At 38.7% G+C, this 12,433-nt stretch carries 12 protein-coding genes and 2 tRNA genes; 5 read left to right on the top strand and 9 right to left on the bottom strand.

The features are described 5' to 3' along the window. Positions 1-3 precede the first annotated feature (3 nt). Both ACMGDK_RS01045 and ACMGDK_RS01040 read right to left on the bottom strand, forming a co-directional pair. Positions 4-76 (bottom strand) — tRNA-Met (locus ACMGDK_RS01045). Positions 77-115: 39 nt separating this feature from the next. Continuing rightward, a tRNA-Met gene (locus ACMGDK_RS01040) sits at positions 116-188 on the bottom strand. A 102-nt stretch (positions 189-290) separates the two neighbouring features. Between ACMGDK_RS01040 and ACMGDK_RS01035 the strand changes: the two genes are divergently transcribed. The 5 genes from ACMGDK_RS01035 to ACMGDK_RS01015 are packed head-to-tail and all read left to right on the top strand — an operon-like array spanning position 291 to position 3,620. After that, the gene (locus tag ACMGDK_RS01035; RefSeq protein ID WP_436806214.1) at positions 291-902 is read left to right on the top strand and encodes an L-threonylcarbamoyladenylate synthase; all 612 of its coding nucleotides are present in this window, start codon (positions 291-293) and stop codon (positions 900-902) included. A gap of 29 nt (positions 903-931) precedes the next feature. Further along, positions 932-1,633: a CPBP family intramembrane glutamic endopeptidase gene (locus ACMGDK_RS01030; protein WP_436806213.1), complete on the top strand. Its 702-nt coding sequence runs from the start codon at positions 932-934 to the stop codon at positions 1,631-1,633. Between the two features lie 5 nt (positions 1,634-1,638). Further along, the gene (yaaA, locus tag ACMGDK_RS01025; protein WP_436806212.1) at positions 1,639-2,397 is read left to right on the top strand and encodes a peroxide stress protein YaaA; all 759 of its coding nucleotides are present in this window, start codon (positions 1,639-1,641) and stop codon (positions 2,395-2,397) included. Continuing rightward, entirely contained in the window at positions 2,397-3,248 is an 852-nt protein-coding gene (gene prmC / locus ACMGDK_RS01020; RefSeq protein ID WP_436806211.1) for a peptide chain release factor N(5)-glutamine methyltransferase, read from the top strand. The genes yaaA and prmC overlap by 1 nt, the downstream gene beginning before the upstream one ends. Positions 3,249-3,257: 9 nt before the next feature. After that, entirely contained in the window at positions 3,258-3,620 is a 363-nt protein-coding gene (locus tag ACMGDK_RS01015) for a DUF4180 domain-containing protein (protein ID WP_436806210.1), read from the top strand. 58 nt (positions 3,621-3,678) lie between these two features. Here the strand turns inward: ACMGDK_RS01015 and ACMGDK_RS01010 are convergent, their stop codons facing one another. The 7 genes from ACMGDK_RS01010 to ACMGDK_RS00980 form a co-directional block, all read right to left on the bottom strand. After that, positions 3,679-4,653, bottom strand: coding sequence for an NAD-dependent epimerase/dehydratase family protein (locus ACMGDK_RS01010; protein ID WP_436806209.1), 975 nt, complete (start codon positions 4,651-4,653; stop codon positions 3,679-3,681). Then, complete coding sequence (locus ACMGDK_RS01005) at positions 4,650-5,435, bottom strand: SDR family NAD(P)-dependent oxidoreductase (RefSeq protein ID WP_436806208.1); 786 nt, start codon at positions 5,433-5,435, stop codon at positions 4,650-4,652. The genes ACMGDK_RS01010 and ACMGDK_RS01005 overlap by 4 nt, the downstream gene beginning before the upstream one ends. Before the next feature lie 142 nt (positions 5,436-5,577). Beyond that, on the bottom strand, positions 5,578-6,687 hold the full coding sequence (locus ACMGDK_RS01000; protein ID WP_436806207.1) for a helix-turn-helix domain-containing protein: 1,110 nt from the start codon (positions 6,685-6,687) through the stop codon (positions 5,578-5,580). Positions 6,688-6,720: 33 nt separating this feature from the next. Further along, the gene (locus ACMGDK_RS00995) at positions 6,721-7,374 is read right to left on the bottom strand and encodes a rhomboid family intramembrane serine protease (protein ID WP_436806206.1); all 654 of its coding nucleotides are present in this window, start codon (positions 7,372-7,374) and stop codon (positions 6,721-6,723) included. Positions 7,375-7,385: 11 nt separating this feature from the next. Further along, positions 7,386-9,974, bottom strand: a complete 2,589-nt coding sequence (locus ACMGDK_RS00990) for a DNA gyrase/topoisomerase IV subunit A (RefSeq protein ID WP_436806205.1) — start codon at positions 9,972-9,974, stop codon at positions 7,386-7,388. 6 nt (positions 9,975-9,980) lie between these two features. Further along, positions 9,981-10,397: a hypothetical protein gene (locus tag ACMGDK_RS00985; RefSeq protein ID WP_436806204.1), complete on the bottom strand. Its 417-nt coding sequence runs from the start codon at positions 10,395-10,397 to the stop codon at positions 9,981-9,983. Between the two features lie 81 nt (positions 10,398-10,478). Beyond that, positions 10,479-12,368 carry a DNA topoisomerase IV subunit B gene (locus ACMGDK_RS00980; protein ID WP_436806203.1) on the bottom strand — a complete coding sequence of 630 codons (1,890 nt, stop codon included), beginning with the start codon at positions 12,366-12,368 and terminating at the stop codon, positions 10,479-10,481. Between the last annotated feature and the right edge of the window lie 65 nt (positions 12,369-12,433).

Raw genomic sequence — 12,433 nt, 5'->3', positions numbered from 1 at the left:
TAGTAGCGGGAACCGGACTCGAACCGATGACCTTCGGGTTATGAGCCCGACGAGCTACCTACTGCTCCATCCCGCGGTGTATCTTTAGAGTGCTTACCGAAAGCACTTAACTTAGTAGCGGGAACCGGACTCGAACCGATGACCTTCGGGTTATGAGCCCGACGAGCTACCTACTGCTCCATCCCGCGATATTGTGAGTGCAAAGATACGGCTATTTTTTGAAAATCCTAATTTTTCTTTTAAATAAAGGACTTTTATGAAAACTATTTTATTATTTGTATCTTTGTTTTATGGCAAAAATATTGAAAATTTACCCTGAAAACCCTCAGGAAAATCTTGTGAATGAGGTTATTAAAACCTTGCAAAACGGCGGACTGATTATCTATCCGTCTGACACGATCTATGCCCTGGGATGTAATATTTTTGACATAAAAGCCATGGAAAAGCTGGCCCAGCTTAAGAAAGTCAAGCTGGAAAAGTCTAAGTTCTCCATTATCTGTAATGATCTGAGCCATCTTTCAGATTTTACAAGACCTATTGACACTTCAGTCTTCAGATTTCTGAAAAGCCATCTTCCCGGACCGTTCACCTTTATCCTGGATGCCAACAAGAGCCTTCCTTTGGCCTATAAAAATCATAAAACCATTGGTATCCGTGTTCCCGATCATCCGATTCCGCAGCTTATTGTTGAAAAATTAGGCCATCCGATTGCGTCAACCTCTATAAAAGATGACGACGAAATCATAGAATATTCTACAGATCCGGAACTGATCGCTGAAAAGTATGATCATCTGGTGGATATTGTGATCGATTCCGGATATGGTGATAATGTAGCCTCCACTATTGTGGATCTTACCTCAGGAGAACCCGAGATTATCCGTCAGGGAAAAGGAATTATTTAATCAGAAGAAGTCAACTGATCATTTGGATTATGAGTTTGTATGGTAAATATGCACTGGGAATTCTTTTTACCTTTGTGCTTCTTGCCGCAGTAATGCTTTATGCATTGCCGCTTATTTACTTAATTACAGGTACAAAAGGAATTACATCCGTTAATTTTTTTTATACAAGGATTGTTCTTTGGATGGTTCTTTTTTTTGTTTTTCTTTATAATTTTTTTGTAGAAAAAAATCCTTTCCTGTTACAGAAAGAAAAGAAGTATACTGTGTCATTCTATACAAGGTCAGTAATCCGTTTATATTTTACCTGTCTTATAGGAACTTTCATTATTGGTATAATTATCCAGCTTTTGACTCAGGAAGGCATGAGCAGTAAAATGGTTCAGATTTCTTCTGCTTTTAAAAATAATTATCTGCTGATGATCTTTATATGCCTTACTGCCGGAGTGGTAGAAGAACTTCTTATGAGAGGATACATTCAGCCAAGAATTGAAAGAATATACAATAATCAATATTGTGGTATTTTCATTTCCGCCCTATTATTTGGAATTCTGCACAGCACTTATGGAACAATTGGACAGGTAGTCGTACCTTTCTTTATCGGAACCGTTTTTGCTATGTTTTATAAACAATATTCGAACATTAAAATTTTAATCATCTGTCACTTTATGTACGACTTTGTGTCTGTGATGATCATGAATTTAATTGATACTAAACATTTATCTGCACTCTAAACATTATGAAAATTATAACTTCTCCAGCGAAACTGATGAACGTTGAGAATTCAACTGACTTATTAAGATCAACCACGCCAAAATTCATCGAAGAAGCTGCATTCATCCAGTCTTATTTGAAGCACAAATCTCCTAAATATCTTTCAGAATTAATGGAAATATCACCTAAGCTGGCCGACGAGAACTGGGAAAGAAACCAGAAATGGAAAGCTAAGCCAACGGCAAAAGAATCTGCTCCTGCCCTATTTGCTTTTACAGGGGAGGTTTACAGAGGACTGGATGCAAAAACTCTGGATAAAAATGCTGTTGATTATTTACAGAAAAATCACAGGATGCTTTCCGGATTGTATGGTCTGCTGAAACCTTCTGATAAAGTAATGCTTTACAGGCTGGAAATGGGACGTCATTTTGAATTCGATCAATACAAAAACTTATATGAATTCTGGAGAGAAAAGGTTACTGAACAGCTAAATTCCGAGATGAAAAAGGGTGAAATTCTTCTCCATCTGGCCAGCAATGAATACGGGAAAGTGATTGACAGGAAAAAATTAAACCATAAAGTTATTGATTTTGATTTCTATGAATTAAAAGACGGAAAACTGAAAACCATCGTTGTCTATACCAAACATGCAAGAGGCCTTATGGTAAGATTCTGTGCGGAGACCAACGCCAAGAGCCTGAATGACGTAAAAGCATTCAACTATGAAGGCTACTTGATCGATGAGGAAAAATCTACAGATACTAAACTGGTTTTCACGAGATAATGACAATATCAGCATTCAAAAAATATTTTAAAGCCGAGCTTTCTGAACTTTATAATGATTCGGAAAGTGCTTTTTTATGCAGTGTTTTTATACAGAAAATTACAGGCTTTGATTCGTTTCATCAGAGAAGACTAACGGATCAGGAACTTCTCATTAATGATGAAAAGCAGCTTATCCAGGCTGTTTCAGATTTAAAAACGGGAAGACCATACCAACAAATCCTTGGGGAAACAGAATTTTACGGAATGGTGTTTTACGTGGATGAACATGTCCTTATTCCGCGTCCTGAAACGGAGGAGCTGCTTGAGATGGCAATTCATGCCATTCAAAGTTCAGAATTAAATGTTCAGGGTTTAAAAATTCTAGATATCGGAACAGGAAGCGGTATAATTCCATTGGTTTTAAAAAAACATTTTCCAGGGGCGGAAATTTCATCCATTGATTTTTCTGAAAAAGCTTTGGAAATGGCCAAGCGAAACGCAAATCACCATCAACTGGAAATCAATTTTATTCATGCGGATTATCTCAACTTTGAATTAACGGAAAGCTATGACATTATTATTTCCAATCCTCCTTATATTGGGATTGAAGAGGAAAACGACATCTCTGATTCTGTCAAGGAATTTGAGCCCAAAATGGCACTCTTCTCCCCTGTTCAGGATGCTTTGATCTTCTACAGGAAAATTGCGGAAGATGCTCAACAACATCTTAAAGGCAATGGTTTTTTATTTTTGGAAATCAATCAGAAACTTGGTCCTGAAACCCTTGAATTGTATACCGGATATTTTTCTGAAGCCCAACTGATCAAAGATTTATCTGGAAATGACCGCTTTATTGCTGGAAAAAAATAAAATTGAATCATGGAAATTATCGCACACTCTGTCAATGAAATTAAAATAGCCGAAATTGTTTCCGCTGACATCATTATCCGGTCTGCTCAGGACGGACTGGATCTTCTTGGAGATATTTATTATCAGGGCTTCGATAAAGTGATTATTTACGAGAAGAACCTCACCCCTGAATTCTTTGATCTGAAAACCAAAATAGCCGGAGATATCCTGCAGAAGTTCTCTAATTACCGAATGGGCCTGGCCATCGTAGGGGATTTTGAAAAGTATCAAAGCAAAAGCATCAGGGATTTCATTTTCGAAAGCAATAAAACAAAACACATCAACTTCTCTGAAACGCTGGAAGACGCTTTGGAAAGACTTGGCGACAGATAAATGATTTCAGAACATAAAACTCTTATAGACAAACAGGCTTTTATACCTTCTGCTCATTTTAAATTTTATTGTTCTTGTTTTCAAAAAAGCAGATCGCATCTTCAACCGCCTTATCAACAGGTTGATACCGGATCCCCAATTCCTCTGAGGATTTCCGGTTGGAGTAATAATTATAGATTCTTAAAGCTTTCATATTAGGAGAACTCAGGCTGGTCTTTATCTTCAGTTTTCTCAGTATGTTTCCTATTATTCCGAGTACGATCAGCCCTGAGTTTGGAATGGGAATCATAACGGGAGCCTGTTCTGTTATGGCATTCACCTTTGTGAAAAACTCTTTGTAGGTGAGATTTTCGTTGGCCAGCAGATATTTTTCGCCGTTTTTCCCTTTTTCAACGGCTTTTATAATTCCTTCGGCCACGTCTTCGGCATGCACGAAGTTTTTTCCGCCTTTTGGAAAGAAAACAAGCTTCTTATTCCAGGTCCAAAAGATAATTTTCCCCGAACTTGGCTTACGGTCGTAGGCCCCGATCATGAAGGTAGGGTTTACAATAACTACTTTTGTTTCCTTTCTCTGCTGCAAAAGGTAATTCTCCGTTTCCAGTTTGCTTTTGGCATAATAGGAACGGGTAAAAGGATACAGCTGAGGAGCTTCTTCATTTCCCCAGGGAGCAGAATTTCCATAGCCTAAAGTATTGGCCGTACTTACGAACAGGAATTTTTCTACTCCCACTGATACAGTTTGAACAAACAGATGAACTACAGCATCATAATTCGTCTTTTTATAATCTTCATAACGCAACAGGTCCCGACTGGTTTCCGCCGCAATATGAATAACAGTACCCACATCCTGCAGATGCTCTGAAATATCCGAAAACAGGTCTCCCTCTATGAGTCTGAGATTTTCATTTTCTTCGCCCATCCAGCTGCTTTTCTTGCGCACCAGAGCAGTAACAGAATAATCATATTGTAATAATTTAATAATGGTATTGGTACCCAAAAGCCCTGTGGCTCCGGTCACAAAAACTTTTTTCATACTTCAATTTCTTTTTTTATGGCGCTGGTCATCAGAGGCAGTTTGATCCATATCGGCAGGATTTTCATAACCAGCCAGCTAATGGGATTCACCATAATAACGGAATCTTTTTTGAAAAGTTGCCTGATGCAGTAAGCTGCTACCTTATTCGGATCCAGGAGGGTAAGCTTTCCTAAAATACCCTGCTTTTCAATTCTTTTGCAGACATCAACATTGGTTTTCATCGCACCCGGATTCACAACGCTTACAAAAACATTAGTATCTTTCAGTTCTTCATGGAGCCCTCTGGAAAAAGAATGGATAAAAGTTTTGGAAGCCGGATACACTGTTTTGAAACCAATGGGTGAAAAAGCAGCCATGCTGGATACATTCAGAATATAGGCTTTGGGCTGTCTTAGCAGATTGGGCAGCAGCTGATGAGTGATGAGTGAAGTGGCGGCTACATTTACCTGTAAAATAGTATTGATATAAGATGGCGAAGCATCTACAAATTTCTTCGTGCCTCCAAGCCCTGCATTATTGATCAGGATATGAATATCGAAAGACCGGTTCAGCCATTCGGTAAGTTTCATAACATTTTCATTCACAGAAAGGTCTACTTCATAATAATGGGCTTTGATCCGATAGGTTTCTTCGAGTCGTTGAGTCAGTTCTTTTAAATGCTGGCCCGGAAGGCTTACCAGAACAACATTGATATTCTTACTGGCCAGATTTTCTGCAAATGCTTTTCCCAAACCCTGACTTGCTCCTGTTACTACAGCATATGATTCTTTGGTATCCATAAAACAATTTTATGATACAAAGCTATCCTGAAAAGGATCTTTAAATGTTCAGGGTTATCTGAGTGAACCTATTTTTAAATTAAAAACAAATCGATATAACATATTGAAATATAATGCATTAATTAAATTCGAACGTTAAAATTTATAAACCCGAACCATTTTTATACTCGGAAGGCGTCTGGTCGGTCAGTTTTTTAAAGGTAGTATTGAAAGAAGTTTTGGAATTGAATCCGGATTCGTAGGCGATTCCTAAAATTGACAGTTTGCTGTGAGAATCTTTAAGAAGTTTTTTAGCATATTCTATTCTGTATTCATTCACATACTGGAAAAAATTCTTTTTAAATCCGGTATTGATCACATATGACAGATGATGGGTAGAAATAGACAAGAGTTCAGAAAGACGGATCAGATTGAGTTCGCTGTCAAGATAAGGCTTTTGCTTCTCCATAATTTCTGCCAGCTGGCTTTTGATCTTCATCAGTTCTTCATCGGAGATCAGCTTTTTCTTAACTTCTTCCGTTGCTGGATCTTCATCAATAGAGATTAGTTCTTCGCGCTGCTTTTCTTCCAAGGGATAAATCTCTTTCTGCTTTAAAGAATAATATCCAACAAAATAAATAACCAGCAGAAAAGCTCCGTTGATAAAAAAATTCAGCGCAGTGGAGTCATAGGATAAGTTATAAACTACGTAAACGATATTGATAATGAAAATAATGACAGTAATATATTCCAGCCAGTTCAGGTTGATTCCTTCTGTATTTGCAGAAAACTGCTGGATCCTTTTTTTGTGCTTCCGTATGGTAAAGTATGAAAGACCTGTATAAAATAAGGCCTGGAAAAGGATTAACCCGATAAAAATAAAATTAAAAACAGTATTATCCTCAAATCCACCCAAACGCTGTAACAGGATATTGATCCAAAAAACAAAAGGAAGGATCAGATATTTCAGGTCTGAAATCTTAAATTTAAATGAAGGATTGGTGTAAAATAACACACTGAAATAAAATATGATTGGTGTCAGAAACTGGATTATCTGCACAGAAATGATGGAATGAACCTCTACCGGAGCCTCGTTCACCAGGGTAAGGACCTCATCCAGCCAGAAACTTGACCATAAAAAAAGAAAGATTCCAAACCAGAAGTTGGCCTTTCTGTTCACCCGCAGCGGATTGGAGAGTTTCAGTAAAGAAAGCAAGACCAGTGAACCATAGATTAATACAACGATGAAGCGGTTTAATTCTGATGTGTTCATTGGTCTTGATATTTTGATTAAAGATAAATCTTTTTATCCTATTCTTTTCCTGACGAAAATTTCGTAGCCCAGATAGATCAGCGGAATTGACATGATGCCCAGGTACAGCGCATTATGTATGGCGGCATCCGGAGCTATAGCCACTGCATAAACCAATCCGAAAAAGGCTCCTCCAAGGTGTGCAGCGTGGCCGATATTATCATGCTGCCTCGGATTCATCATCATATATACAGAATATCCGAAGTACAGCAGTCCGAAAATATATCCCTTAACCGGAATCGGAATAAAGAAAATATAAATTCCCATATCAGGGATCATGGCTATGGACGCAAATAATATTCCTGAAACCCCTCCACTTGCTCCTACTGCGGAATACCACGGCTGTTTCTGGTAAATGTAAAGCGAGAGAAAATTCCCAAGCAATATGGAACCCAGATATACAATCGTAAAACCGAGATTTCCGAAAGTCTGAATGACAATGGGACCAAAGAAATACAGCGTCATCATATTAAACACCAGGTGCATGATATCAGCATGCAGAAACCCTGATGAAAGCAGACGGATGTATTCTTTTCTACCCAGAATAGCTCCTACACTAAACTTATATTTCTCAGTGATACCTGGATTGTTGAAGGCAACAAAACTGATAATGGCTGTAATTATAATAAATAAGATGAGAATATTCATAATTTTAATTCTTAATTTTCTGGTTCACCGTTTTCAAACAGATCCCCGATGACAGTCCGGTCATCATCTACAATACCATCACCTGTTTCCGGTTCTTCGTAAACTTCCGGTTCTTCTTCCACAGGTTCAGGAATGCTGATATTGATTGTTTTTACTTTAAATTTTGTGAACTGGTTTCCAATTGCCTTTATTCCTTTTACGGCAATGAACTCGTCGATCTGTATGGTTTCCGGGTCACGGTCTTTGCCTTTATCTTTAGCAAAAATAATCTCTGCTGAGGCACCGTCTGCTACGATCACATTTTCAATAAACGATTTCGGGTGTTCAGAAGGCATAAAGGTCTGTATATTGGCTGTATTTTCCAGCAGGAATCTCTTGATAAAATACATTTCCTTCTCTCCGTCGTAGTAAATGCAGGTTACCGGCTGTTGCGGCTTCCATTTTTCCAGCACCAGATATTCATCATCGAAACGGTTCCCCAAGTCGAAAGAAACTAACTTCACTTCGCCATTGGTATTGATCGTCAGAATTTTGTCGTCTCCTTTAAAACTTCCCAAAAGAGTTCCTCTTGCATCAGCATTCAGCCTTCTTACCGTATCATCAAACCAGATTTTTCTGGGAGCCAGCGTAGAAACGCCTTCCTCTTTCATATCGACCTTTTTCACGGAATATTTGGTTACCAGATTTCCTTTGGAATCTCTTCCTTTGATGGCAAGTTCAGAGAAATCTATCTCCATTTTATTTTTTCTGATCCTCGGATTCGGTTTTAAAAGAACGGTTACTGTTTCCGCTTCCCCGTTAGGATTGGCCGAAAAATACAGTGTTTCCGAACCTTTTTTATCAGAAGCCAACGGATAATCCGTATTTCTTGTTACCGCGGTTACAGAAAAACGTTTCATATAGTATGGACCGTCTCTTCCCTCGCGGTAGATCATGTTGTAAACTGTTCTTTTATCATTCTTCTTCCATATGGCAACATGCAGGATATCTTTTCCGACGAATGTTTTGGCATCCACCTTTACGACCTTCATGGTTCCGTCTTTCCTGAATATGATGATATCATCAATATCCGAGCAGTCAAACAGATACTGGTCTTTTTTCAGTGAGGTACCGATAAATCCTTCTTCAAAATTGGCATAGAATTTTTCATTGGCCACTGCTACTTTTGTGGCATCAATAGTATCAAAGATTCTAAGCTCTGTTTTTCTCTGCTTGTCTTTTCCGTATTTTTTCTGGATATTTAAATAATACTCGATAGCATAAGCAATCAGGTTGGCAAGGTGATGTTTTACCTGTTCTATTTTACCCTCAAGAGCAGCTATATTTTCTTTAAATTTATCTAAATCGAATCTTGAAATCCTTTTGATCCTGATCTCAGTCAGTTTTAAAATATCCTCTTCTGTTACCGCTCTTAAAAGGTGTTTGGTATGAGGCTTCAATCCTTTGTCAATGGTTTCAATGACATCTTCCCAGGTCTTTACCTCTTCAATATCATGATAGATCCTGTTCTCGATAAAGATCCTTTCCAGTGAAGAAAAATGCCAGTTTTCCTGAAGCTCGTGAAGTTCAATTTCAAGTTCCTTCTTAAGCAATGAAACTGTATGTTCCGTATTCATTTTCAGGATATCGGAAACATTCATGAACATTGGTTTATCGCCTACGATCACGCATGCATTCGGAGAGATCGTTACCTGGCAGTCTGTAAATGCATAGAGCGCATCTATAGTTTTGTCCGGTGATACATCGTTGTGAAGATGAACAAGGATTTCTACGGTATCAGAAGTATTGTCTTCAATCTTTTTGATCTTGATCTTTCCTTTTTCATTCGCCTTTAGAATAGAATCAATCAGATCGCCTGTATTTTTTGAGAAAGGAAGTTCGGAAATTACCAGTGTATGCTTATCGGTCTGTGTAATTCTGGCTCTGGCTCTTACCTTTCCGCCTCTGTGCCCGTCATTGTATTCGGACACATCAAGGTAGCCAGCCGTCATAAAATCAGGAAACAGTTCAAATTTCTTTCCTTTTAAATGGGCAACCGATGCATTGATCAATTCATTGAAATTATGCGGAAGAATTTTTGTAGAAAGCCCGACACCAATTCCTTCAACTCCCTGTGCAAGCAGCAGCGGGAATTTTACAGGAAGATCAATAGGCTCATTATTTCTGCCGTCATAGGATTTTGCCCATTCCGTAGTTTTAGGATTAAAGACCACTTCCAGTGCGAAAGGTGTCAGCCTTGCCTCAATATATCTTGCCGCTGCCGCTGAGTCTCCGGTATAGATATTTCCCCAGTTTCCCTGGGTATCTATTAGGAGTTCTTTCTGGCCGATCTGTACCATGGCATCCGTAATGGAAGCATCCCCATGAGGGTGGTATTTCATGGTATTTCCTACAATATTGGCTACTTTATTATACCGGCCGTCCTCCAGTTCCCGCATAGAGTGCATGATTCGTCTCTGAACAGGCTTAAGCCCATCATAGACGGAAGGAATCGCTCTATCCAGAATTACATAGGAAGCATAGTCCAGAAACCAGTCTTTATAAAGTCCTGAGACTTTTTTCAAGCTCTCACCTTCGTGCGAGTTTTCTTCTGTCGTCATCTGTTTTTAATCGTTTTTCTCTTTATTAGTTTTTACTACTTTATTCAGAGAGAGTTTTAAATCGTTTACTTCTTTTCCGCTCAAATAAGATATTTCATATTTGAGGATGGTAGAACCACTGTTCTTACTTGAGATGGTAATGTATAGTCTTTTGACAAAAAAGACACTGACGATCTCGTAATTTATCAGTTTATATTTTGGAAATTCATCATGAAGAGGTTTATCCAAAAAAGGAATGATATTTCTGTTCTTAAAGTTCAGGGCTTCTCCATCACTGTCATATTCAAATATTTGTCTGCCGTTCAGGTGAAAAATCACCATCAGTATGATTGGAACAATAAGAAGAATATAACTTTCTTTTCCTACCGCATGAAACCTGTACTCATTCAACAAAAAGGCTGCAATTCCAAATATGACCATCATTATCAGTAATGTATGTACAAAATTGTAAACCGAAGCTTTGTTGCGGTTGCTGAGTCTCATTTGTGATATTGTGTTTATTGGTTAAATTTTAGTTTCTGCTTCATCCAGGATTTCTTTTTTATCAATATCCGGATCTTCCACTACAAGATTCTCCAGGATAAACACCTGCCTGTCCGGTGTATTTTTACCCATATAGAATTCAAGCAGCTGATCTATTGTCTGGTCTTTGCCTATCACTACAGGCTCCAGGCGGATATCTTTTCCGATAAAATGTTTGAACTCATCAGGTGAAATCTCCCCAAGCCCTTTGAATCGGGTAATTTCAGGGTTTTTCCCAAGCTCGTTCAACGCTTTTATTCTTTCCATTTCGGTATAGCAATATCTTGTCTCTTTTTTATTCCTCACCCTGAACAATGGGGTCTGAAGAATATAAAGATGTCCATTTTTAATCAGATCAGGGAAAAACTGAAGGAAAAATGTGATCATCAGAAGACGGATATGCATACCATCCACATCGGCATCGGTAGATATGATTACCTGATTGTATCTCAGATCTTCTAGACTTTCTTCAATATTCAAAGCAGCCTGAAGAAGGTTGAATTCTTCGTTCTCGTATACTACTTTTTTAGTCAGCCCGTAGCAGTTCAAAGGTTTCCCTTTCAGTGAAAATACGGCCTGTGTTTCTACGTCTCTTGATTTGGTGATAGATCCGGATGCAGAATCTCCCTCAGTAATGAAGATCTGGGTCTCTCCTTTTCTTTCATTCTTCTGGTCGTTGTAATGCTGTCTGCAGTCACGGAGCTTCTTATTGTGAAGGGATACTTTCTTAGCTCTTTCTCTTGCCAGTTTCTGGATTCCTGAAAGTTCCTTTCTTTCTCTTTCGGAGATAAGGATTTTTCTTTGGATCGCTTCGGCAATTTCAGGGTTCTTATGCAGGAAATTATCGAGTTTGCTTTTCAGAAAATCAATAATAAAAGTCCTTACGGTAGGGCCATTCGGTCCCATGTCATTGGATCCCAGTTTGGTTTTGGTCTGGGATTCGAATACAGGTTCTTCTACGTTGATAGAAATGGCTGCAATGATAGATTTTCTGATATCTGAAGCATCAAAGTTTTTATTGAAAAACTCACGGATTGTCTTTACATAAGCTTCACGGAAGGCATTAAGGTGCGTTCCTCCCTGCGTGGTATTCTGTCCGTTCACGAAAGAAAAATAGGTTTCTGTCTGCGATTTGTCAGAATGCGTGATGGCCAGCTCTATATCGGTATCTTTCAGGTGAATGATGGAGTACAGAATTTCGTTTTCCATTTCCTCTTCCAAAAGATCTTTAAGTCCGTTTTCAGAATAATAGGTCTCACCATTGAAAATTATTTTCAGGCCTGGATTCAGGTACGCATAGTTGCGCAGCATTTTTTCTATATATTCTTTCCTGTATTTGAAATGAAGGAAGATCTCTCCGTCAGGAACGAAGGAAATTTCTGTTCCGTTTCTGTCCGAAGTATCTTTTTCTTCATGGTTTTCTGTGATCAGTCCTCTGGAAAATTCCGCCATCTTCATTTTTCCTTCACGGAAAGACCTTACGCGGAAATACTCTGAAAGGGCATTAACAGCTTTGGTACCAACCCCATTCAATCCTACAGATTTTTTGAAGGCTTTGCTGTCGTACTTTCCTCCAGTATTCATTTTGGACACGGCATCTACAACCTTTCCCAGTGGAATTCCACGGCCAAAGTCACGGATGCTGACCTTACCGTCGTCCACTTTTATTTCAATTCTTTTTCCTGCTTTCATTCTGAACTCATCAATAGAGTTGTCCAGAATTTCTTTAAGCAGAATGTAAATACCGTCGTCCGCAGAGGAGCCGTCTCCGAGCTTCCCGATGTACATTCCGGGGCGCAGACGGATGTGTTCCTGCCAGTCGAGGGTTCTGATATTATCTTCGGAGTAGATTGGATTTATTTCTTGTGACATATATGATTTCAGCAAACATACAAAAGTACGAAATTGTACAAAATTATCCGAATTTTTTCGATTCG

It is taken from the genome of Chryseobacterium hilariae, assembly GCF_051400735.1.
Classification (GTDB): Bacteria; Bacteroidota; Bacteroidia; order Flavobacteriales; family Weeksellaceae; genus Chryseobacterium.
Note: the sequence above shows the minus strand (reverse complement) of the source record. Positions and strands in the feature narration are given on the sequence as shown.

What these genes read in the sequence shown, in the direction of transcription:
- ACMGDK_RS01035 (WP_436806214.1), top strand. Translation starts at nt 291, where the DNA reads ATGGCAAAAATATTGAAAATTTACCCTGAAAACCCTCAGGAAAATCTT.
- ACMGDK_RS01030 (WP_436806213.1), top strand. Translation starts at nt 932, where the DNA reads ATGAGTTTGTATGGTAAATATGCACTGGGAATTCTTTTTACCTTTGTG.
- yaaA (WP_436806212.1), top strand. Translation starts at nt 1,639, where the DNA reads ATGAAAATTATAACTTCTCCAGCGAAACTGATGAACGTTGAGAATTCA.
- prmC (WP_436806211.1), top strand. Translation starts at nt 2,397, where the DNA reads ATGACAATATCAGCATTCAAAAAATATTTTAAAGCCGAGCTTTCTGAA.
- ACMGDK_RS01015 (WP_436806210.1), top strand. Translation starts at nt 3,258, where the DNA reads ATGGAAATTATCGCACACTCTGTCAATGAAATTAAAATAGCCGAAATT.
- ACMGDK_RS01010 (WP_436806209.1), bottom strand. Translation starts at nt 4,653, where the DNA reads ATGAAAAAAGTTTTTGTGACCGGAGCCACAGGGCTTTTGGGTACCAAT.
- ACMGDK_RS01005 (WP_436806208.1), bottom strand. Translation starts at nt 5,435, where the DNA reads ATGGATACCAAAGAATCATATGCTGTAGTAACAGGAGCAAGTCAGGGT.
- ACMGDK_RS01000 (WP_436806207.1), bottom strand. Translation starts at nt 6,687, where the DNA reads ATGAACACATCAGAATTAAACCGCTTCATCGTTGTATTAATCTATGGT.
- ACMGDK_RS00995 (WP_436806206.1), bottom strand. Translation starts at nt 7,374, where the DNA reads ATGAATATTCTCATCTTATTTATTATAATTACAGCCATTATCAGTTTT.
- ACMGDK_RS00990 (WP_436806205.1), bottom strand. Translation starts at nt 9,974, where the DNA reads ATGACGACAGAAGAAAACTCGCACGAAGGTGAGAGCTTGAAAAAAGTC.
- ACMGDK_RS00985 (WP_436806204.1), bottom strand. Translation starts at nt 10,397, where the DNA reads ATGATGGTCATATTTGGAATTGCAGCCTTTTTGTTGAATGAGTACAGG.
- ACMGDK_RS00980 (WP_436806203.1), bottom strand. Translation starts at nt 12,368, where the DNA reads ATGTCACAAGAAATAAATCCAATCTACTCCGAAGATAATATCAGAACC.